Annotated in this window: 22 protein-coding genes and 1 tRNA gene; 11 read left to right on the top strand and 12 right to left on the bottom strand. The window is 67.5% G+C overall.

Annotated elements, in window-relative coordinates:
- Positions 1–10 precede the first annotated feature (10 nt).
- Positions 11–949 (top strand): AEC family transporter, encoded by a 939-nt coding sequence (locus I7S92_RS17720; protein WP_197646754.1) that lies wholly within the window; start codon positions 11–13, stop codon positions 947–949.
- Here the strand turns inward: I7S92_RS17720 and I7S92_RS17715 are convergent.
- From I7S92_RS17715 to I7S92_RS17690, 6 genes are all read right to left on the bottom strand, one after another.
- Entirely contained in the window at positions 946–1,917 is a 972-nt protein-coding gene (locus tag I7S92_RS17715; RefSeq protein ID WP_197646753.1) for an ABC transporter permease, read from the bottom strand. The two genes, I7S92_RS17720 and I7S92_RS17715, sit on opposite strands and share 4 nt — an antisense overlap.
- A gap of 10 nt (positions 1,918–1,927) precedes the next feature.
- Entirely contained in the window at positions 1,928–3,181 is a 1,254-nt protein-coding gene (locus tag I7S92_RS17710; protein ID WP_197646752.1) for an ABC transporter permease, read from the bottom strand.
- 57 nt (positions 3,182–3,238) lie between these two features.
- Positions 3,239–4,306 carry an ABC transporter substrate-binding protein gene (locus I7S92_RS17705; protein WP_197646751.1) on the bottom strand — a complete coding sequence of 356 codons (1,068 nt, stop codon included), beginning with the start codon at positions 4,304–4,306 and terminating at the stop codon, positions 3,239–3,241.
- 143 nt (positions 4,307–4,449) lie between these two features.
- Entirely contained in the window at positions 4,450–5,517 is a 1,068-nt protein-coding gene (locus I7S92_RS17700; protein ID WP_197646750.1) for an ABC transporter substrate-binding protein, read from the bottom strand.
- 61 nt (positions 5,518–5,578) lie between these two features.
- The gene (locus I7S92_RS17695) at positions 5,579–6,679 is read right to left on the bottom strand and encodes an ABC transporter ATP-binding protein (protein ID WP_197646749.1); all 1,101 of its coding nucleotides are present in this window, start codon (positions 6,677–6,679) and stop codon (positions 5,579–5,581) included.
- 277 nt (positions 6,680–6,956) lie between these two features.
- Positions 6,957–7,043 (bottom strand) — tRNA-Leu (locus I7S92_RS17690).
- A 140-nt stretch (positions 7,044–7,183) separates the two neighbouring features.
- On the opposite strand from I7S92_RS17690, the gene lipB reads away from it, so the two are divergent.
- The 5 genes from lipB to I7S92_RS17665 all read left to right on the top strand — a co-directional run bounded on the left by lipB (position 7,184) and on the right by I7S92_RS17665 (position 11,308).
- Entirely contained in the window at positions 7,184–7,846 is a 663-nt protein-coding gene (gene lipB / locus I7S92_RS17685) for a lipoyl(octanoyl) transferase LipB (RefSeq protein ID WP_197646748.1), read from the top strand.
- A gap of 105 nt (positions 7,847–7,951) precedes the next feature.
- The gene (locus tag I7S92_RS17680) at positions 7,952–8,365 is read left to right on the top strand and encodes a c-type cytochrome (protein ID WP_197646745.1); all 414 of its coding nucleotides are present in this window, start codon (positions 7,952–7,954) and stop codon (positions 8,363–8,365) included.
- Positions 8,366–8,571: 206 nt separating this feature from the next.
- Entirely contained in the window at positions 8,572–10,251 is a 1,680-nt protein-coding gene (ctaD, locus tag I7S92_RS17675) for a cytochrome c oxidase subunit I (protein WP_197646743.1), read from the top strand.
- 119 nt (positions 10,252–10,370) lie between these two features.
- Positions 10,371–10,856, top strand: a complete 486-nt coding sequence (locus I7S92_RS17670) for a DUF2244 domain-containing protein (RefSeq protein ID WP_197646741.1) — start codon at positions 10,371–10,373, stop codon at positions 10,854–10,856.
- Between the two features lie 71 nt (positions 10,857–10,927).
- A complete protein-coding gene (locus I7S92_RS17665; protein ID WP_197646740.1) occupies positions 10,928–11,308 on the top strand; it encodes a hypothetical protein in 381 nt (126 codons plus the stop codon).
- Positions 11,309–11,358: 50 nt separating this feature from the next.
- Here the strand turns inward: I7S92_RS17665 and I7S92_RS17660 are convergent, their stop codons facing one another.
- Entirely contained in the window at positions 11,359–11,895 is a 537-nt protein-coding gene (locus tag I7S92_RS17660) for a hypothetical protein (RefSeq protein ID WP_197646738.1), read from the bottom strand.
- A gap of 237 nt (positions 11,896–12,132) precedes the next feature.
- Positions 12,133–12,591, bottom strand: a complete 459-nt coding sequence (locus I7S92_RS17655) for a GatB/YqeY domain-containing protein (RefSeq protein ID WP_197646736.1) — start codon at positions 12,589–12,591, stop codon at positions 12,133–12,135.
- Between the two features lie 180 nt (positions 12,592–12,771).
- On the opposite strand from I7S92_RS17655, the gene carA reads away from it, so the two are divergent.
- Together carA and I7S92_RS17645 are read left to right on the top strand one after the other, a co-directional pair.
- A complete protein-coding gene (carA, locus tag I7S92_RS17650; RefSeq protein WP_197646735.1) occupies positions 12,772–13,923 on the top strand; it encodes a glutamine-hydrolyzing carbamoyl-phosphate synthase small subunit in 1,152 nt (383 codons plus the stop codon).
- 45 nt (positions 13,924–13,968) lie between these two features.
- A complete protein-coding gene (locus I7S92_RS17645) occupies positions 13,969–15,825 on the top strand; it encodes a glycosyltransferase (RefSeq protein WP_242070267.1) in 1,857 nt (618 codons plus the stop codon).
- Here the strand turns inward: I7S92_RS17645 and I7S92_RS17640 are convergent, their stop codons facing one another.
- Entirely contained in the window at positions 15,826–16,461 is a 636-nt protein-coding gene (locus tag I7S92_RS17640; RefSeq protein WP_197646732.1) for a GntR family transcriptional regulator, read from the bottom strand. It abuts the gene before it with no gap.
- Between the two features lie 96 nt (positions 16,462–16,557).
- Between I7S92_RS17640 and I7S92_RS17635 the strand changes: the two genes are divergently transcribed.
- From I7S92_RS17635 to I7S92_RS17625, 3 genes are all read left to right on the top strand, one after another.
- Positions 16,558–17,202 carry a pyrimidine 5'-nucleotidase gene (locus I7S92_RS17635; RefSeq protein WP_386002327.1) on the top strand — a complete coding sequence of 215 codons (645 nt, stop codon included), beginning with the start codon at positions 16,558–16,560 and terminating at the stop codon, positions 17,200–17,202.
- A 72-nt stretch (positions 17,203–17,274) separates the two neighbouring features.
- Entirely contained in the window at positions 17,275–17,448 is a 174-nt protein-coding gene (locus tag I7S92_RS17630) for a hypothetical protein (RefSeq protein WP_197646728.1), read from the top strand.
- 52 nt (positions 17,449–17,500) lie between these two features.
- Positions 17,501–18,724: a UbiH/UbiF family hydroxylase gene (locus tag I7S92_RS17625; RefSeq protein ID WP_197646727.1), complete on the top strand. Its 1,224-nt coding sequence runs from the start codon at positions 17,501–17,503 to the stop codon at positions 18,722–18,724.
- Positions 18,725–18,740: 16 nt separating this feature from the next.
- Here I7S92_RS17625 and I7S92_RS17620 read toward each other — a convergent pair whose 3' ends face one another.
- From I7S92_RS17620 to I7S92_RS17610, 3 genes are all read right to left on the bottom strand, one after another.
- Positions 18,741–19,865 carry an aminotransferase class V-fold PLP-dependent enzyme gene (locus I7S92_RS17620; RefSeq protein ID WP_197646726.1) on the bottom strand — a complete coding sequence of 375 codons (1,125 nt, stop codon included), beginning with the start codon at positions 19,863–19,865 and terminating at the stop codon, positions 18,741–18,743.
- Between the two features lie 136 nt (positions 19,866–20,001).
- Complete coding sequence (locus I7S92_RS17615; RefSeq protein WP_197646848.1) at positions 20,002–20,460, bottom strand: Lrp/AsnC family transcriptional regulator; 459 nt, start codon at positions 20,458–20,460, stop codon at positions 20,002–20,004.
- Between the two features lie 8 nt (positions 20,461–20,468).
- Positions 20,469–20,927 (bottom strand): Lrp/AsnC family transcriptional regulator, encoded by a 459-nt coding sequence (locus I7S92_RS17610; protein WP_197646724.1) that lies wholly within the window; start codon positions 20,925–20,927, stop codon positions 20,469–20,471.
- Positions 20,928–20,953: the final 26 nt, after the last annotated feature.

Genomic DNA, 20,953 nt, shown 5'->3' with positions numbered 1-20,953 from the left:
GACGCCAGGCATGACCGCGCTCCTTGACGTCATCCTCCCGGTCTTCCTGGTGATCGGCTTCGGCTATGTCGCCGCGCGCTGGCTGGGGTTCCGGGACAGCGCCGTCGACGGGGTGATGCATTTCGCGCAAGGCTTCGCGCTGCCGCTCCTCCTCTTCGCCTCGATCGCGCGGCTGGACCTCGGCCGGGCCTATGATCCGGGGCTGATGCTCAGCTTCTATATCGGCGCGCTCTCGGGCTTCGCCGCCGGGTTCCTTGCGGGGCGGCTGGTCTTCGCGCGTCCCGTGACCGACAGCATCGCCTTCGGCTTCGTCGGGCTCTTCTCGAACTCGCTCCTCCTCGGCGTGCCGATCACCGAGCGCGCCTATGGCGCGGCGGCGCTGGAGGGGAACTTCGCCATCATCTCGCTGCACTCGCCGCTGTTCTACACGCTCGGCATCACCGCGATGGAGCTGGCGCGGTCGCATGGCCTCGGCCTCTCGGCCGCGACGCTGGTCCGGCAGGTGCTGCGCGCGATCTTCAGTCAGCCGCTCGTCATCGGCATCCTCTGCGGCTTCGCGGTCAACCTTCTGGGGCGGGGCCTGCCCGGGATCGTCTGGTCGGCGGTGGACATGGTGACCGCTTCCGCCCTGCCCGCCGCGCTGTTCGGTCTGGGCGGCGTTCTTCACCGCTACCGGCCCGAGGGCGACCTGCGCGCCATCCTGGTCCTGTCGCTGATCTCGCTGGTCCTGCATCCGGGGATCACCTGGATGCTCGGCACCCGGGTCTTTTACCTCGATGACAGCGCGCTGCGCTCGGCGGTGATGACGGCGGCCATGGCGCCGGGGGTGAACGCCTATGTCTTCGCCAACATCTACGGGGTCGCGAAAAGAGTGGCGGCCTCGACCGTCCTGGTCGCGACCGCCACATCCATCCTCAGCGTCTGGTTCTGGCTGCAGGTCCTGCCCTAGCGCCCCGTCACCCCGCGCAGCCGGTCGGACCGGCGGCGCAGCAGCTCGACCGTGGCCAGCAGGAGGACCGAGATCACCACGAGGATCGTCGCCACCGCCAGGATCGCCGGGCTGATCGCCTCGCGGATGCCGTTGAACATCTGGCGCGGGATGGTCTGCTGGTCGGGGCCGGCGATGAACAGCACCGCCACCACCTCGTCGAAGGAGGTGACGAAGGCGAAGAGCGCGCCCGAGATGATGCCGGGCAGGATCAGCGGCATGATCACCTTGAAGAAGGTCGTGCGCGGGTTCGCCCCCAGCGAATGGGCCGCCCGGATCAGCGACTGGTCGAAGCCGGACAGGGTCGCGGTCACGGTGATGATCACGAAGGGGATGCCCAGCACGGCATGGGCCACGATCACGCCCAGATGCGAGTTCGCAAGGCAGCCCTTCTCGGACAGGAAGAATCCGAAGATCAGCCCCATCGCACTGTCGGGCGCGACGCAGGCCTTGGCGAAGAAGAAGCTCATCCCCACCGCGATGATGATGATCGGCACGATCATAGGGCTGATCAGCAATGCCATGATCAGGCGGCGATAGGGCATTTCCGGCCGGGACAGCCCCAGCGCCGCGATGGTGCCCAGCGTCGTCGCCAGGATCGTCGCCCAGAGGCCGACCCAGAACGAGTTCTTCGCCGCCTGCACCCAGGTCGCCCGCTCCCAGACCGCGGACCACCAGCTGGCGTCGCGCGGCGCATCCGGGGTCGGATGGCCCAGCGTCAGCAGCGTGTCGTACCAGCGCAAGGAGTAGCCTTCGGGATCGAAGTCCAGCATCTTCGGAGTGAAGGTGAAATAGGGCTCGGCGTTGAACGAGAGCGGGATGACCACCAGGATCGGCGCGATCAGGAACAGGAAGACCAGACCGCAGATCACGAGGTAGGTGTAGTACCAGGCACGCTCCAGCGGCGAGGCATAGGTGGGAAGGGCCATGGGTTCCTCCTTAGCCGAGCTTCAGCCGGTCGATGCCCACCAGCCGGTCGTAAAGCCAGTACAGCACCAGGATCGCGGCCAGCAGCATGCCCGCGATGGCGGCCGCCAGCGACCAGTTGGACTTCGACATGTGGAAGCTGATGAGGTTGGAGATCAGCTGACCATCCGCACCGCCGACCAGCGCGGGGGTGATATAGTAGCCCACGGCCAGGATGAAGACGAGAAGCGAGCCGGCGGCGATCCCCGGCAGGGTCTGCGGCAGGTAGACCCGGCGGAAGGTGGTCCAGCTGGTCGCGCCAAGGCTGCGGGCCGCGCGGGCATAGCTGGGCGGGATCACCCGCATCACCGAATAGAGCGGCAGGATCATAAAGGGCAGAAGCACATGCGTCATCGCAACGATCGTGCCGGTCATGTTGTACATCATCGTCAACCGGCCCTGATCGTCGATCAGCCCCAGCCCGACAAGCATGTCGTTGACGATCCCCTGCTCCTGCAGAAGGGCGATCCACGAGGTCGTCCGCACCAGAAGCGAGGTCCAGAACGGCAGGAGCACCAGGATCATCAAGAGCGAGGACTTCGCCATCGGCAGCGTCGCCAGCAGATGCGAGACCGGGAAGGCGAGGAGCAGGCAGATCACGGTGATGATGCCCGAGACCAGGAAGGTCTTGAAGAAGAGGTAGAGATAGATCCGCTCCTTGTCGCCGCCGCGCGTCCAGCCGTCGTCGGACAGCTTCATGTCGGCCGCGACCTTGTAGAACTCGGAGGTATAGGCATTCGAGGCCGAGGCCATGCCGCGCCACAGCGCCGGCTTGGCCCAGGCGGGATCCACCGCCAGCAGCGCGTCCTTGAAGGGCGGGACCAGGTCCTTGGCCTCGCGCGCGCCTTTCTTGAACATGCTGATCGTGCCGGGCACGGAATAGTTGATGCGGGTCCCCGCGATGCCGGTGGTCTTCTCGCCCTGCATCCGGGCCAGGTCCTGCACTAGGGCGGCATAGGCCTCCTCAGGCGGATCGGCCGGGTCGAAACCGGGGTTGGCCCCGAACCAGGCGACCAGCGCCGGGGCCGAGGCGGCAAAGCCGTCATGCTCCACCGACCGTTTCAGCATGTAGCCGATCGGGACCAGGAAGGTCAGCAGCACGAAGAACAGAAGCGGCAGGACCAGAAGGAAGGCCCGGCGCCGCGCGCGGGTCTGCGCGGCGGCCAGCGCGGCCTTCAGCGGGCGGCCATCGGCGGTTTTCAACAGTTCGGAAGTGGCCTCGGCCATGCCTGCCTCATGCTATGGGCCGGGCGCGGGATCGGCCCCGCGCCCGGGATCACCGGATTACTGCGACAGCCAGGCCTGGAAACGCTCGTTCAGCTCGGAGTCGTGGTCGACCCAGAACTCCGCCGAGGTTTCCAGCGCGTTGGTCATGTTCTCGGGCGAGGTCGGCAGATGCGGCGCCATGACCGTCTTGCCGTCCTTGAAGATCAGCTCTTCCTTCATCGCCGACTTGCGGGCCGGGCCATAGGAGATCTGCTGGGCCGAGGCGCGCAGGCCTTCGGTCGAGGTGGAGAAGCGGATGAACTCCAGCGCCTGCTCCATGTTCGGGGTTCCTTTCGGGATCACGAACATCTCGTTCTCGTAGATCTGGCCGTCCCAGACGATCTGGAAGGGCTTGCCCTCGTTCTGGGCGGCGGCGAAGATCCGGCCGTTGTAGGCGGTGGTCATCGCCACCTCGCCATCGGCCAGAAGCTGCGGCGCTTGGCTGCCGGCTTCCCACCAGACCACGTCCTTCTTGATCGTGTCCAGCTTGGCGAAGGCGCGCTCGACGCCCTCGGGGGTGCTGAGCACGGCATAGACTTCCGAGGCGGGGACGCCGTCGCCCATCAGCGCGAATTCAAGCACCGCCTTCGCGCCCTTCTTCAGGCCGCGCTTGCCGGGGAACTTCTCGAGGTCGAAGAAATCGGCAACGGTCTTCGGACCCTCGGGGAACTTGGAGGCGTCATAGGCGAAGACGTTCGACCAGACGTCGGTCGAGACGCCGCATTCGGTCACCGCGCCGGGGATGAAGTCTTCCGCGGCCGGGGTGCCGTCCGAACCGGCCGGCAGGGTGCTGGCGTCGATCGGCTCCAGGATGCCCTCGTCGCACAGGCGGATCGCGTCGGCATATTCGATGTTGGCGACGTCGACGGTGACGTTGCCCGATTCCACCATCGCCTTGACCGGGGTCGCCGGGTTGTCGCTGTCCACCATGATGGTGGTGATGCCGGTCTGGGCCATGAACGGCTTCACGAAGGCTTCGGTCTGCGCCTCGCCATAGGCGCCACCCCAGGACATGACCGTCACGTCGGCATTGGCAGCAAAGCCAAGGCTGACCAGCGCGGTCGTCAGGATGAGGGTCTTCTTCATGTGGTTCTCCCTGTTTTCACATGTCGTCGGTCCCGAGCTTTCGTCGTGGACCGTCAGTAGTCAAGCGGGCCGGCCCGGCGATTCCCGCCGTGGCTGCGGGCCGGACGCGGGAAGCTCTCGCTCCCCGCGTCCGGGTCATCGGATCACTGCGTCAGCCAGGCCTGGAAGCGTTCGTTGAGTTCCGCGTCATGGTCGACCCAGAATTCGGCCGAGGTCTGCAGCGCGTTCGCCATGTTCGCCTCTGCCGTCGGCAGGTGCGGGCCCATCTCGGTCTTGCCGTCCTTGTAGATGATCGGATCGGCGTTGGCCGACTTGCGCGGCGGGCCGTAGGAGATCAGCGCCGCCTGGCCGCGCAGCCCCTCGGTCGAGGTGGCGAAGCGGATGTAGTCCATCGCCTGTTCCAGGTTCGGCGCGCCCTTCGGCACAACATACATCTCGTTCTCGTAGGTCTGGCCGTCCCAGACGATCTGGAAGGGTTTGCTCTCTTCGATCGCGGCGGCGAAGATGCGGCCGTTGTAGGCGGTGGACATCACGACCTCGCCGTCGGCCAGAAGCTGCGGCGGCTGCGCGCCGGCTTCCCACCAGACGACTTCCGACTTGATGGTGTCGAGCTTGGCGAAGGCGCGGTCCACGCCCTCGGGGGTGGCGAGCGTCGCGTAGACATCGGCCGGGGCGACGCCATCGGCGATCAGGGCGAACTCCAGGTTCGCCTTGGCCGCCTTGATCAGGCCGCGCTTGCCGGGGAACTTCTCGAGATCGAAGAAATCGGCAGCGGTCTTCGGGCCTTCGGGGAACTTGGTGGTGTCATAGGCGTAGATGTTCGCCCAGATGTCGGTCGAGACGCCGCATTCCGTGACCGCGCCGGGGAAGAAGTCCTCGGCGGCGGGGGTGCCGTCGGCGCCCGCGGGCAGCGAGGCGGCGTCGATCGGCTCGAGCAGGCCCTCGTCGCACAGGCGCGCGGCGTCGGCATAGGTCACCGAGGCGACGTCGACCGTGACGTTGCCGGCTTCGACCATCGCCTTGACGGCCGGGGCCGGATCGGGCGCGTCGACCATGGTCACCTTGTTCCCGGTCTTGGCGGACCAGGGCTGCAGGTGGCCTTCGTTCTGGGCTGCCCCGTAGGAGCCGCCCCAGGACAGGACCGTGATATCCGCCTGGGCGGCAAAGGCCACCCCGACGAGCGCGGTCGAGAGAACCAGGATCTTCTTCATCCGTTAACTCCGTGTTACGGCTCTGCATTGTCCGCCGGAAGCGGCGGCAATATCGCGGCGATCAGGGGTCCAGGGCGCGGGCGTCCTGGGGATGCCAGCCCACCTTGATCTTCTGGCCGGGGTCAAGCTTGGTCTGCCCCAGCGTGTTGCGCATCTTCATCACGAAGTCGTCCGACCCCGCGACCCGCAGGACCACCCGCAGGATGTCGCCCATGTAGATGATCTCCAGCACCTCGGCGTCGATCATGTGGGCGCCGGCGGGCATCATCTCGGGCTTGAATTCCACCCGCTCGGGCCGGATCGAGACCAGCGTCTTCTGGCCCTTCTCCTTGACGTTGACGGCGGTGGCGTCGATCAGCTCTCCGGTCGTCAGCCGCACCAGCGCCTTGTCGCCGGTCAGCTCCTCGATCATGCCGGGCAGCTTGTTGTTCTCGCCGATGAACTGGGCGACGAAACTGTTGTCGGGGCGTTCGTAGAGGTCGGCCGGGGGGGCGAGCTGCTGGATACGGCCGTCGTTGAACACCGCGACGCGATCGGACATGGTCAGCGCCTCGCCCTGGTCGTGGGTCACGTAGACCACGGTGATGCCAAGGTTCTCATGCAGGTGCTTGATCTCGAACTGCATGTGCTCGCGCAGCTGCTTGTCCAGGGCACCGAGCGGTTCGTCCATCAGCACGAGCTTCGGATCGAACACCAGCGCCCGCGCCAGGGCGATCCGCTGCTGCTGGCCGCCGGACAGCTGGGCCGGGCGGCGGTTGGCGAAGGCGCCCATCTGCACCATGTCCAGCGCGCGCCTGATCTTGGCATCGCGCTCGGACTTCGACATGCCGCGCACTTCCAGCGGGAAGGCGAGGTTCTCGCCCACGGTCATGTGCGGGAAGAGCGCGTAGTTCTGGAACACCATGCCGATGCCGCGCTTGTGCGGCGGAACCTGGTTGATCGGGCGGCCGTCGAGGCGGATCTCGCCATTGGTCGCGGTCTCGAACCCGGCCAGCATCATCAGGCAGGTGGTCTTGCCCGAGCCCGAGGGGCCCAGCATCGTCAGGAACTCACCCTTGCCGATGGCGAGGTTCAGGTCCTTCACGACCAGACTCACCCCGTCATAGCTTTTCTGAACGTGTTCGAATGCGACGAAAGCGTCGTTGCGGGGCTCAACCGTCACCCGTGTCTCCCTGATGGCTCGGGCGCTGCTGCGCCTTCTGTCTTGATTCGACTAAATCGAAACGTGTTCTCCTTTGCAACGCACTTTTTGGACCCGACCGGCATGGATGCGACAGGATTCGACCATCTTGCGTCACGGATGTCGCCATTCGTGTCGGATTTGCCTGCGAAATGCCGGGTTTGGTCGCGACAAGGGGCAAGGCGGACCGCAGGGCCGGAATGGCGAAGGGCGCGGGGATCTCGCCCCGCGCCCTTCGCTATCGTTCCCCGGCAAACCCTGGTGCGGATGAAAAGACTCGAACTTTCACTCCGGTTAAGGAACAGCGACCTCAACGCTGCGCGTCTACCAATTCCGCCACATCCGCACTGGGTTGCCGGGAACGGGTGCTAGATAGCGGCAGTCGGCGGGGATGAAAAGGGGGATTCTCACCACCATCGCCCCACGCTTGCATTCGGCGCCAAGTTGCGCACATGACAGGCCGGAAGCTGCATCGGAGTACACCCCATGGTCGCATGGCGGCACCTGCCGGGCCTCTCGCCCTATCCCGAAACCCTGGCCGCGATGGAGGCGCATGTCGCCGCCATGACCGAGGGCCGCGCGGGCGAGGAGATCTGGCTGCTGGAGCATCCCCCGCTCTACACCGCCGGCACCTCGGCGCGCCCCGAGGATCTGGTCCAGCCCGACCGTTTCCCGGTCTATCCGGCGGGGCGGGGCGGGCAGTATACCTATCACGGGCCGGGCCAGCGGGTGATCTACTGCATGCTCGACGTCAAGGCGCGCGGCCAGGACGTGCGCTGCTTCGTGCGCGAGATGGAACGCTGGGTCATCGACACGCTGGCCGAGTTCAACGTGACCGGCGAGATTCGCGACGGCCGCGTCGGCGTCTGGGTGCAGCGCCCCGACCGCCCCGGCCCCGACGGCAAGCCGGCCGAGGACAAGATCGCCGCCATCGGGATCAAGCTGCGCCGCTGGGTCAGCTTCCACGGCATCTCGATCAACGTCGAGCCGGACCTCACGCATTTCGAGGGGATCGTTCCCTGCGGCATCCGCGAGCATGGCGTGACCAGCCTGGTCGACCTGGGCCTGCCGGTCACGATGGCCGACCTCGACGCGGCCCTGATGGCCACCTTCCCGCGCCGCTTCCAGGGCGCGAAATGCGCGGTCTGACGGCGGATAGCGTGCGGCTGCTATTGCATAACAGCGGCCTTGCCTCCCATCTTCTGCCCGAGGCAAGGCCCGTCCTGCCCGCTGACATGTGAGGACATCCAGACCATGAAGAGCTTCCAGCTTCTCGCCGCCGCCGCCGCCCTGATCGCGGCCGCCCCCGCCTTCGCGGCCGATCCCGCGGCGGGCGAGAACGGGTTCAAGAAATGCAAGGCCTGCCATTCGATCGTGGCCCCCGACGGGACCGAGATCCAGAAGGGCGGCCGGACCGGGCCGAACCTCTATGGCGTGATCGGCCGGCCCGTGGCCTCGGAGGCCGGTTTCGCCTATGGCGATTCGATCGCCGCCCTCGGCGCGACCGGCGCGGTCTGGGACGCAGCCGGGCTTGCGGCCTATATCGCCAATCCGGCCGACTACCTGAAGGCCGCGCTCGGCGACGATGCGGCCAAGTCGAAGATGTCGTTCAAGCTGGCCTCGGGCGGCGAGGACGTGGCGGCCTACCTGGAATCGGTCGCGCACTAGGCCGCGGCATCCCCTTCGCGCAAAGAGCGCGCCCCGGAACCGGGGCGCGCTCTTCTGTCATCTTGCGGGGCATTTTCTGCCCTTGCGCCAAAGTCATGCATTGCGACGCGGCAGTTGCGGGGCTAAGACAACGGGACAAGAGAGCCGGGCAGTCCGTCATGCGGGCTGCCCTTAGGCATAAATTACGACCAAAGCGGGAGCAGCCCATGGCGGACGCAGCCATTCACGGCCACGAGCATGACAGACCCGGGTTCTTCACCCGCTGGTTCATGTCGACCAACCACAAGGACATCGGCATCCTCTACCTGTTCGCAGGCGGAATCGTCGGTCTGATCTCGGTCATCTTCACCGTCTACATGCGGCTGGAGCTCATGCATCCGGGCGTCCAGTACATGTGCCAGGAGGGCCTGCGCCTTGTCGCCGATGCGACCGCGACCTGCACCCCGAACGGGCACATCTGGAACGTGACCGTCACCTACCACGGCATCCTGATGATGTTCTTCGTGGTCATCCCGGCGCTGTTCGGCGGCTTCGGCAACTACCTGATGCCGCTGCAGATCGGCGCGCCGGACATGGCCTTCCCGCGGATGAACAACCTGTCGTTCTGGCTCTACATCGCCGGCACCTCGCTGGGCGTGGCCTCGATGCTGGCGCCGGGCGGCGGGGGCGACCTCGGCTCGGGCGCGGGGGTGGGCTGGGTGCTCTACCCCCCGCTGACCACCACGGCCGAAGGGGGCTATGCGATGGACCTCGCGATCTTCGCCGTGCACCTGTCGGGCGCCTCGTCGATCCTGGGCGCGATCAACATGATCACCACCTTCCTGAACATGCGCGCCCCCGGCATGACGCTGCACAAGGTGCCGCTCTTCGCCTGGTCGATCTTCGTCACCGCCTGGATGATCCTTCTGGCCCTGCCCGTGCTGGCCGGCGCGATCACCATGCTCCTGACCGACCGCAACTTCGGCACCACCTTCTTCACCCCCTCGGGCGGCGGTGACCCGATCCTCTACCAGCACATCCTGTGGTTCTTCGGCCACCCGGAAGTCTACATCATCATCATCCCGGCCTTCGGGATCGTCAGCCACGTCATCTCGACCTTCGCCAAGAAGCCGATCTTCGGCTATCTGCCGATGGTCTATGCGATGGTGGCGATCGGTGTGCTCGGCTTCCTGGTCTGGGCGCACCACATGTTCACCGTCGGCATGTCGCTGACCCAGCAGTCCTACTTCATGCTGGCGACCATGGTCATCGCGGTGCCGACCGGCATCAAGATCTTCTCCTGGATCGCGACGATGTGGGGCGGCTCGGTCGAGTTCAAGACCCCGATGCTCTGGGCCTTCGGCTTCCTGTTCCTGTTCACCGTCGGCGGCGTGACCGGGATCGTCGTCAGCCAGGCCCCGGTCGACCGCGCCTACCACGACACCTATTATGTGGTCGCGCATTTCCACTATGTGATGTCGCTCGGCGCTCTGTTCGGGATCTTCGCCGGGATCTACTTCTGGTTCGGCAAGATGTCGGGCCGGCAGTATCCGGAATGGGCGGGCAAGCTGCACTTCTGGATCATGTTCATCGGCGCGAACATCACCTTCTTCCCGCAGCACTTCCTGGGCCGTCAGGGCATGCCGCGCCGCTACATCGACTATCCCGAGGCCTTCGCCTACTGGAACTGGTTCTCCTCGGTCGGTGCCTTCATCTCCTTCGCCGGCTTCCTGTTCTTCATCGGCATCATGATCTACAGCCTGCTCTGGGGCCGCCGGATCACCGAGAACAACTACTGGAACGAATACGCCGATACGCTGGAATGGACCCTGCCCTGCCCGCCGCCCGAACACACGTTCGAGCAGCTTCCCAAGCGCGAGGACTGGGACCGCAGCCACGCCCACTGAGGCAGCCGAAAGCGACAGAAGGCCCCGGGAAACCCCGGGGCCTTTTCTTTTGCATGATTCCCTGCGCCAGCCGCAGCGATCCCCCTTTTCCCGGCCGGGGCTGGAGCTAGAATGATTCCATGCCCTACGAATGGCTCCCCCCCGAGGGCGGCGAGGACCGCCTGCAGCTCTGGCCGCACCGCTCGCTGGACCAGCGCGGCTTCGTCTGGTTCATCGGCATGACCGCGGCGCTGATCGCGCTGCCGCTCCTTGCCACCCTTGGCAATCCGGTGCTCTGGGTGCTTCTGCCCTTCCTGATCGGCGCGGTCTGGTCGATCTGGTTCGCACTGCGCAAGAACGGCCGCGACCGCGACATCCTCGAGGACCTGCACCTGTCGCGCGACCGGATCCAGCTGGTGCGCCACGGCCCGAAGGGGCGGCGGCAGGACTGGGAGGCCAACCCCTACTGGCTGCGCGTGACGCTGCATCCGACAGGCGGCCCGGTGCCGCATTACCTGACCCTGAAGGGCGAGGGACGCGAGGTCGAGCTGGGCGCCTTCCTGTCGGAAGAGGAACGCCTTTCACTGGAGGGCGAGCTGCAGACGCGCGTGAACGCGCTGCGCTGACTTGACCGGGATCAAGGCGCGGACGGCCTCCGGAACGCATCCTGTCACGCATCCCTGGACAGGAGCCGGACATGAGCCCTTCCGCCCGATGGACCCGCCCCGTCGCCATTGCCGCCGGGATCTTCGGCCTGATGACCATCGTCAGCGGCGGGCTCGTGCTTTTCGGCCCGCCCCAGGCGCAGGCGGCCGCCGGACATGTCGTCCGCTTCGTGGTCGTCTTCAACTTCGCCGCCGGTTTCGCCTATCTGGCCGGGGCCTGGGCGCTTTTCGTCCGCCAGCCCGCCGCGCGCGGGATCGCCCTGGCCATCGGGCTGGCGACTCTGGCGGTTTTCGCCGCCTTCATCGTGACCGCGCTTTCCGGCACTCCGGTCGAGCCGCGCACCGCGCTGGCCCTGCCCTTCCGCGCCGCGATCTGGCTGGCTATCGCCTGGCTGGCCGGGCGCGCCACCTGACCCGTTGCGCACAGCGCCCGGAGCCGCGGCGCCGCGGCTCCGGGACGGGATCACTGGACCGGGATCATCAGATGCGCATAGGGCGTGCCGGGCCACATGACATAGGGCATCGAGGTGTCCGGATCAGCCTTATCGGGATAGCCCGCCATCATGCCGGTCGCGTTCAGCACCATCACATGCGGGCCGGTCGTGACCCAATGGTTGCCCTCCTCGGGGCCGGCGGCAAAGGGATCGGTGTTGCTGCTGTCGCTGCCCCCGGACAGCATATACATGAACCCGACCTTGCCCGCCGGTGGGTCGGTCTTGCCCATCCAGGCCTGCGCCCATTCCAGCGCATTCGCATCGCCGCACATCGGATCTGGCCCGGGCGAGGCGGGATTGTCCGCCATGCACCACCAGCCGTTCGTGCCCTCGCGGACGGTCATCATCATCCCGCTTTCGTCGAAGCCATAGATGGTGGCACCCGCCGCCAGCGCGGCCGGAGCGGCCGATTCCGCGCTCTTGATCACCTCCGCATCCTGCCCGAGGGCCGGGCCGGACAGACCTCCCACCACACACAGCGACACTAGCATCACGCGTATTGTCATTGCCAACCTCCCTGAAGTGGAGAGATTTCCCGCGCTGTCGGACTTGGGTCTGGGTCGGCGGTGGCAAGACGGTCGGGCTGTCCTGAAGAACGGGCAAGTCCGGCCCCCGCACATCGGGCGGCCGATACCGGCACAGCACTGGAAACCCCGGTATGCCCCCGGTCAAAGGAAGGCCGGAGAACATATGTACAATATCACGAATGTGAGCGTTTCGCCAGCCGGCGGGCCTCCGTCGGCCTACCCCAGCCGCGCCTTGACCAGCGCGCCGACCGCGCCGAAATCCATCTGGCCGGTGTAGCGCGCCTTCAGCGCCGCCATCACCTTGCCGACGTCGCGGATGCTGGTCGCCCCGGTCTCGGCCACCGCCGCATCCACCGCCGCCGCGACCTCGGCCGCGTCCAGCTGGCGCGGCAGGAACTCCTGGATCACGCCGATTTCCGCCAGTTCCTTCTCGGCCAGCTCCAGCCGCCCGCCTTCCTCGTAGGCGCGGGCGGATTCCAGGCGCTGCTTCACCATCTTGCCCATGATCTGCAGGATCTCGGCCTCGCCGACCTCGCCCGCCTCGCCCTCGCCCCGCAAGGCGATCTCGCGGTCCTTGATCGCGGCGTTGATCAGGCGCAGCGTGGACAGCCGGTCGGCCTCCTTGGCCTTCATGGCCTCCTTGAGGGCCGTCTGCAGACGGTCGCGTAAAAGCATGGTCGGACTTTCCGATAGTTTCCCCAAGCTTGCGACAATACTCTGATCGGCCCTGGACCGCAACCACGGCAGATTTTGACAAGCCATTGATTTAGCTACAAAATCCTTTTCGCATCCGCCCTTGACCCTGCGCCCCCGGCCCCTTAGGTTCCGCGCAATTTGCCCATAGGAGAGTCGCCCATGCCTGCGCAGCAGAAGCCAACCGCCTGCCTTGCTCTCGCCGATGGCACGGTCTTCTACGGCCAGGGCTTCGGCGCCAGGGGCGAGACGGTCGCCGAACTGGTGTTCAACACCGCGATGACCGGCTATCAGGAAATCATGACCGACCCCTCCTACGCGGGCCAGGTCGTGACCTTCACCTTCCCCCATATCGGCAACACCGGCGTCACGCCCGAGGATGACGAGACCGGCACCCCCGCCGCCGCCGGGATGGTGGTGAAATGGGACCCGACCGAACCCTCGAACTGGCGCGCGACCGGAGAGCTTACCCAGTGGCTGACCAGGATCGGCCGCATCGGGATCGGCGGCATCGACACCCGCCGCCTGACCCGCGCCATCCGCCAGCAGGGCGCGCCGCATGTGACGCTGGCGCATGACCCGGAGGGCAAGTTCGACATCGAGAAGCTGGTCGCCAAGGCCCGCGCCTGGAAGGGCCTCGTCGGCCTCGACCTCGCCAGGGACGTGACCTGCGCGCAAAGCTATCGCTGGGACGAGAAGCGTTGGGCCTGGCCCGAAGGCTATACCCGGCGTGAGGGTCCGGGCTTCCGGGTCGTCGCCGTGGACTACGGCGCCAAGCGCAACATCCTGCGCTGCCTCGCCTCGGTCGGCTGCGAGGTCACCGTGCTGCCCGCCACCGCCACGGCCGAGGATGTGCTGGCCCATGATCCCGAGGGCGTGTTCCTCTCGAACGGCCCCGGCGACCCGGCGGCGACCGGCGCATATGCCGTGCCGATGATCCAGGGCGTGCTGGCGAAGGACCTGCCCTTGTTCGGCATCTGCCTCGGCCATCAGATGCTGGCGCTGGCGCTTGGGGCCAGGACCCGCAAGATGAACCACGGCCACCACGGCGCGAACCACCCGGTCAAGGACCTGACCACCGGCAAGGTCGAGATCACCTCGATGAACCACGGCTTCACGGTGGACGCCGACACCCTGCCGAAGGGCGTCAGCGAGACGCATGTGAGCCTCTTCGACGGCACCAACTGCGGCCTCGCGGTGGATGGCAGGCCGGTCTACTCGGTGCAGTACCACCCCGAGGCCTCGCCCGGACCGCAGGACAGCTTCTATCTGTTCGAGAATTTCGCCAAGGCGATGCAGGCCCGCCGCGGCTGAAGCGGCTTAACCGGCTGTTAACCCGGCGAGCGCAAGATGCGGGGCATGACGCTTGCCCTGCGCCCCTCTCCGCATGTCGACCGGCCCGCCCCGCAGCGGCGGCTGGCGATGGGGGCCTCGCTGCTGCACGCGGGCGTCGTCGGGCCCGAGGATATGGTGATGGCCCTCGCCCACCGGGGACGTGAGGCCGGGTGCCTGCCCGATGTCCTGCGCGCCCGCGGCCTGGTGGTCGAGGGCGACCTCCTCGCGGCCGAGGCGCGGAATCGGGGCATGGGCCTTGTCGATCCTCTGGCCGATCCGCCCGATGCCCGCCTGATTGCGGCGCTGGGGCCGGCCGATTGCCTGCGGCTTGGCCTTGTTCCCTGGCGGCGGGCGGGGGATGTGACGGTCGTCGCCACCTCGCGCCCGGCCGAATTTCCGCGCCTGCGCAACTGGCTGACCGCGCGACTGGGCCCGGTCTGTCCCGCACTGGCCTCTCCGCGCGCGGTGGAGGGGGCGGTCCATGCCCTCGCCGGCGCCGCGCTCGCCCTGGCCGCCGAGAGCCGGGTCGCCGAAGCGGAAAGCTGCCGCGCCTGGCCACGCCTGCACCGCTCGCCCCGCAGCATGGCCGTGCTGGCGCTGCTCGCCACCCTGGCCCTTGCGCAGCCCACGGCCTTCGCTCTGGGACTGCTCGCCTTCTTCGCCGTCACCCTCGTCCTGCTCGTCGGCCTGAAACTCGCGGCCCTGCTCGCCGCCCTGGCCCTCAGGCCGGCTCCGGTGATCCCGCCCGGCGGCGGCATCGATCCGATGATCACGATCATCGTGGCGCTCTACCGCGAAAGCGACATCGCCCCCCGCCTTGTCGCCCGGCTCGCCCGGCTCGACTACCCCACGGAATTGCTCGACGTCCTCCTCGTGGTCGAGGAGGATGACCGCATGACCCGCGACGCGCTGGCCGCTTCCGAACTGCCGGAATGGATGCGCGTGATCACCGTCCCGCGCGGCAGCGTGAAGACCAAGCCCCGCGCGCTGAACCATGCGCTGGTCTACGCAAGGGGCGCGATCGTGGGCGTCTATGATGCCGAGGACGCGCCGGACCCCGACCAGCTGACCCGGGTGGTGGCGCAGTTCCAGCGCTCCGGCCCCGAGGTGGCCTGCCTGCAGGGGATGCTCGACTATTACAACCCCCGCACCAACTGGCTGAGCCGCTGTTTCACCATCGAATATGCCGGCTGGTTCCGCCTGATCCTGCCCGGAATCGCCCGGCTTGGACTGGTGGTCCCGCTCGGCGGCACCACGCTCTTCTTCCGCCGCAACGTGCTGGAGGAGCTGGGCGCCTGGGATGCGCATAACGTGACCGAGGATGCGGATCTCGGCCTGCGCCTGGCGCGGCACGGCTATCGCACCGAAATCGTCGAGACCGTCACCGGCGAAGAGGCGAACTGCCGCGCCCTGCCCTGGATCAAGCAGCGTTCGCGCTGGCAGAAGGGCTACATGATGACCTGGGCCGTCCACATGCGCGCGCCCCTGCTGCTTTTGCGCCAGCTTGGCCCCTGGCGCTTCCTCGGCGTCCAGGTCCTGATCCTGGGCTCGATCGTGCAATCGCTCCTCTCGCCCCTGGCCTGGACCTTCTGGCTGGTGCCGCTGGGCTTTGCGCATCCGCTGTTCGCAGCCCTGCCCGCGGCGGCGGTCTGGGCGATGACCGCGACCTTCATCCTGTCGGATGCGGTCAACCTGGCCATCGGCCTGATCGGACTGCACCGCAGCGGCCATGGGATCAGCCTGCTCTGGGTGGTCACGACCAAGCTTTACTATCCGCTGGCCTCGCTCTCGGCCTACAAGGCCCTTATCGAACTCGCGACACGCCCCTTCTACTGGGACAAGACCACGCATGGCCTGTTCGACCAGTCCGGCGGCCGGTGATCAGCGCAGCCGAAGCTCTCCCGAATCGACCCGCAGCCGGGTCTCGAAGGCCTTGCTGATATGCGACTTCAGCGCCTGATAGGCCGCCTCTCCGTCGCCCGCCTCGATGGCGCGGACGATCTGGTCATGCTCGTCCAGCGCCACCTCGTCCCGCCCCTCGGCCGCGAAGGAGGTATTGGCCATCAGCGCCATGGACCGATGCACCAGGTCCAGCTGCTGCACCAGGAATCGGTTGTGGCTGGCGAGGTGGATCTGCTTGTGGAACCGCTTGTTCGCGCGGGACAAGGCGCGCGGATCGCCGCCCAGCAGCCCCCGGTCCTCGGTCACCATGCTGCGCAGGACCCGCACCTCCTCGGGCGTCGCATGGCGCGCCGCCAGCCGGGCCGCCAGACCCTCGAGCTCGGTCCGGACCGCGTAAAGCTCGGCCAGCTGGTTGTGATCGAGGCTCGCCACGATCAGGCTCCGCCCGTCGCGCGTCAGCATCGCCTGGGTCTCCAGCCGCTGCAGGGCCTCGCGCACCGGGGTGCGGCTGACGCCCAGCCGCTCGGCCAGCTCGCTTTCGACCAGCCGGTCGCCCGGTTTGTAGACCCCGGCCTCGATCGCCTCCATGATCAGCGTATAGGCGTCTTTCTGCACCGCTCCGGCCCCTTTTCCCGTCCGCCGGACCCTATCCTGCCCGCCGCACCGCGATCAACCCTTCCAAAGGCCGCGCCCGGGGACTAGATGATGCGCATGATGCATCCCTTCTCCGGCGTCGCCACCTGGGTCTTCGACCTGGACAACACGCTTTATCCGCCGCACATGCGCCTTTTCGACCAGATCGAGGTCCGGATGACCGACTGGGTGATGCAGGCGCTGAAAGTCGACCGCGCCCGCGCCGACCATCTGCGCGCCTATTACTGGCAGACCTATGGCACCACCCTCGCCGGGCTGATGACCGAGCACGGCATCGACCCCGGCCCCTACCTGACCGATGTGCATGACATCGACTTCTCGGTCCTCGCCCCCGATCCCGCGCTTGCCGGTGCGATCGCCGACCTGCCCGGCCGCAAGATCGTCTATACCAACGGCTGCGCGCCCTATGCCGAAAAAGTTCTTTTGGCGCGGGGCCTTGGCGGCCTTTTCGATGCAGTCTACGGGGTCGAGCACGCCGATTTCCACCCCAAGCCCGAGGCCCGCGCCTTCGCGAAGGTCTTTTCCCGCGACGGCCTGAACCCGGCCGCCGCCGCCATGTTCGAGGATGACCTGCGCAACCTCGCCGTGCCGCACGAGCTTGGCATGCGCACCGTCCATGTCGCCCCCACCGCCCAGCCCGCCCCGCATGTCCAGCACCACACCGACGATCTTGCCGGCTTCCTGCGGCGGCTGAAGGGGTGACGAAGCGTCACACTCCCTGACCTTTCCACATGCGCTATCCTGCCGGCTTCCCGCACCTGCCAGGAGAGCCCGATGTCCAGCGAAGAAACCAGCCAAGGCGCAGCCACCACCCTTATCCTGATCGCGATTGCGCTGGTTGCCGCCGCCGTCGCCGTTTTCGCGATGGGCTTTCCCGCCCTGGTGCTGATCGCGCTGGCGCTGGTGCCGGTGATCTTCGTCCTGTTCTTCTGGACCACGCTGCCCTGACCCACTGGCCCTCGCCCACACCCCGGCCTATGCTTGCCGCCGGAGGCCCGAGATGCGCGAGACGACCGATATCCTGATTTCCGGCGGCGGCGTGGCGGGCCTGACCGCCGCCTGTGCGCTTGGCACGGCCGGGTTCCGGGTGATCTGCGTCGACCCGGCCCCCCCGGTGACCAGCGCCGAGGATGCGGGCGCCGACCTGCGCACCACCGCCTTCCTGCAACCCTCGCGCAGCGTGCTGGAGGGCGCGGGCCTCTGGTCCCATCTCGCCCCCCATGCCGCGCCCCTGCAGGTCATGCGGATCATCGACGCCGGCGGCCCGACGCCCGAGGCGCGCCTCGTCACCGATTTCGACGCCGCCGACATTTCCGACGCGCCTTTCGGATGGAACCTGCCGAACTGGCTTCTCCGGCGCGAGATGCTGGCGCGGATCGCGGAGTTGCCGCAGGTCAGCCTGCGCACCGGCCTGGGCTTCGCCCGCCTTCTCACCCGCGAGACCGAGGCGATCGTCACCCTCAGCGACGGCTCCCAGGTCGCCGCCCGCCTGGTGATCGGCGCCGACGGCCGCGAGTCGCCGTTGCGCGAGGCGCTGGGAATCGGCGCCCGCAGTTTCCGCTACGGCCAGAAGGCGCTGGCCTTCGCCGTCACCCATCCCCATCCGCATCGCAACGTCTCGACCGAGGTGCACCGCTCCGGCGGCCCCTTCACCCTGGTCCCGCTGCCCGACCGCGACGGCAGCCCGGCCTCGGCCGTGGTCTGGATGGAAAGCGGCGCCGAGGTCGCGCGCCTCGCCGCGCTTCCGGTCCCGGAGTTCGAGGCCGAGATGACCGCCCGCTCCTCAGGCATCCTCGGGCCGCTGAAACTCGCCAGCCGCCGCTCGGTCTGGCCGATCATCAGCCGGATCGCCGACCGCATGTCGGGCCAGCGCAGCGTCCTGATGGCCGAGGCCGCGCATGTCGTGCCCCCGATCGGCGCGCAGGGGCTGAACATGAGTCTCGCCGACCTCGCCTGCCTGCTGGAGCTTGTCGGAAACCATCGTCAGGATCCCGGCCTTCCCGCCGTGACCGAGGCCTACCACCGCCGCCGCCATCGGGAGGTGCAGGCCCGCGTCACCGGGATCGACCTCTTGAACCGCGCCTCGATGGCCGGGGCGCAGCCGCTGCGCGACCTGCGGGCCCGCGCACTCGACCTGCTCTACGGCGCGCGGCCGGTGCGCCAGGCCCTGATGCGCGCGGGCCTCGGCGTCGGGCCAAAAGCTGGATCAGCGGCCGGGGGCTGACTCCCAGCCGCCTCGCTTACAGGACGACGTCGACCGCCCGCTTCAGCCGGGCAACGGTCCCTTCCACATCCTTCAGCTTGTCCAGCCCGAAAAGGCCCAGCCGGAAGGTCTTGAACTCCGGCCCTTCGCCGACCTGCAACGGCACCCCGGCCGCAATCTGCAGACCCTCGGCCCGGAACTTCGCGCCCGACTGCACGTCAGGGTCGGTCGTATAGCTGACAACCACCCCCGGCGCGCCGAATCCCTCGGCCGCGACCGAGACCACGCCCTTCTCGGCCAGCATCGCCCTGACCGCCCGCCCCAGCGCCCATTGCGCGGCCTTCGCCGCCTCGAAGCCCATCGCCTGCGTCTCCAGCATCGCGTCACGGAAGCCCAGGATCGCATCGGTCGGCATGGTGGCGTGATAGGCATGGCCGCCCTTCTCGTAGGCCTCCATGATCGCGCGCCATTTCTTCAGGTCCAGCGCAAAGCTGTTCGAGACGGTCTCGGCCAGCCGCGCCTCGCCCGCCGGCGACAGCACCACCACCCCGGCCGAAGGCGAGGAAGACCAGCCCTTCTGCGGCGCCGAGATCAGCACGTCGACCCCGGTCGCGGCCATGTCGACCCAGACGCAGCCGCTTGCGATGCAGTCCAGCACCATCAGCGCACCGACCTCATGCGCCGCCGCCGCCATCCGGGTGATATAGTCGTCGGGCAGGATGATCCCGGAACTGGTCTCCACATGCGGGGCGAAAACCGCATCCGGGCGATGCTCGCGGATCTTCGCCACCACCTCCTCGATCGGCGGCGGGGCATAGGGCGCACGCGCGTCGTTCCCCGTCTGCCGCGCCATGACCACACTCGTCTCCGAGGCGAAGCCCCCCGCCTCGAAGATCTGCGTCCAGCGATAGCTGAACCAGCCGTTGCGCACGATCAGGACGCGCCCCTTGCCGAACTGCCGGGCGACCGCCTCCATCGCATAGGACCCGCCCCCCGGCACCAGCGCCACGGCCGAGCCCCTGTAGACCTCTTTCAACAGGCCCGAGACATCGCGCATCACCTGCTGGAACCGGGCCGACATGTGATTGAGCGAGCGGTCGGTGAAGACGACCGAGAATTCCTCCAGACCCTCGGGGTCGATATGGGCGTGCAGTCCAGGCATGGGTAACTCCTTGCAAATCGAACCCCACCCTAACGCATTTGCTCTTTTCACAAATACTCAAATCCGACAGCCCCGCCCCCGCACCGCTTTGGGAATGTCGCAAGCGTAAGGTGGGCAATATTGCCCACCCTCCCCGCTAGCCCAGCGGCCCCGGCCGGCGCTCCTCGGTCAAAAGCACATTGGCCTCGACGTTCCCCACCCCCGGCAGCGTCATGATCCGCCGCCGCAGCACGCGCTCGAAGTCGCTCAGGTCGCGCGCCACCACCCGCAAGCGATAGTCGAAGAGGCCCAGCACATGCTGCACCACCTGCACCTCGGGGATCGCCTGCACCGCGCGCTCGAAATCTTCCAAGGAAACCCGCCCCTTGGTCGCCAGCTTCACGCCAAGGAACACCGTCACCCCGAAACCCAGCTTCTCGCGGTCCACCTCCACCGCCAGGCCCTTCAACACCCCCGCCTCCGTGAGCCGCCGCACCCGCCGCCAGGCCGCCGGCTGCGACAGCCCCAGCCGCCGCCCCAGTTCCCCGGCCGAGAGCGTGCCATCCCCCGCCAGCGCCCGCAGGATCGCCCGGTCGGTGTCGTCCAGATCAATCACGCTCAAGGTCATAGCGGCAGCCCCCCCGTCTCCTTGATGGTCGAGACCAGCATCAGCGCCTCCACCTCGGCGATATGCGGCAGGGTCAGGATCCGGTCGCGGTAGATCCCGGTCCAGTGCCCCATGTCGCGCGCGATCACCGTCAGGCGCATGTCCACCCGGCCGAGGAAGGTCTCGATCGAGGTCACCTCCGGCACCTCGCGCGCCGCCGCGATGAATTCGTCGAAGGCGCGCGGGTTGGTCTTGTCCAGCGCAAAGCGCAACGAGACCTCCACCGCATAGCCAAGCGCCCGCCAGTCGATCGCGGCGCCCTCGGACCGGATCACCCCGCCCACCCGCAGCCGGTCCAGCCTGCGCCAGAGCGTCGCCGGAGTGACCCCCGCGCGCTCGGCCAGCAGCGACCGTTCCAGCCCAGGCTCGGACAGCCAGTGCCGCAGGATGCGGCGGTCGGTGTCGTCGATCTGCATGGATTTTCCACATGGCTCCACATATG

The organism is Tabrizicola soli (assembly GCF_015999335.1).
Lineage (GTDB): Bacteria > Pseudomonadota > Alphaproteobacteria > Rhodobacterales > Rhodobacteraceae > Tabrizicola > Tabrizicola soli.
Note: the sequence above shows the minus strand (reverse complement) of the source record. Positions and strands in the feature narration are given on the sequence as shown.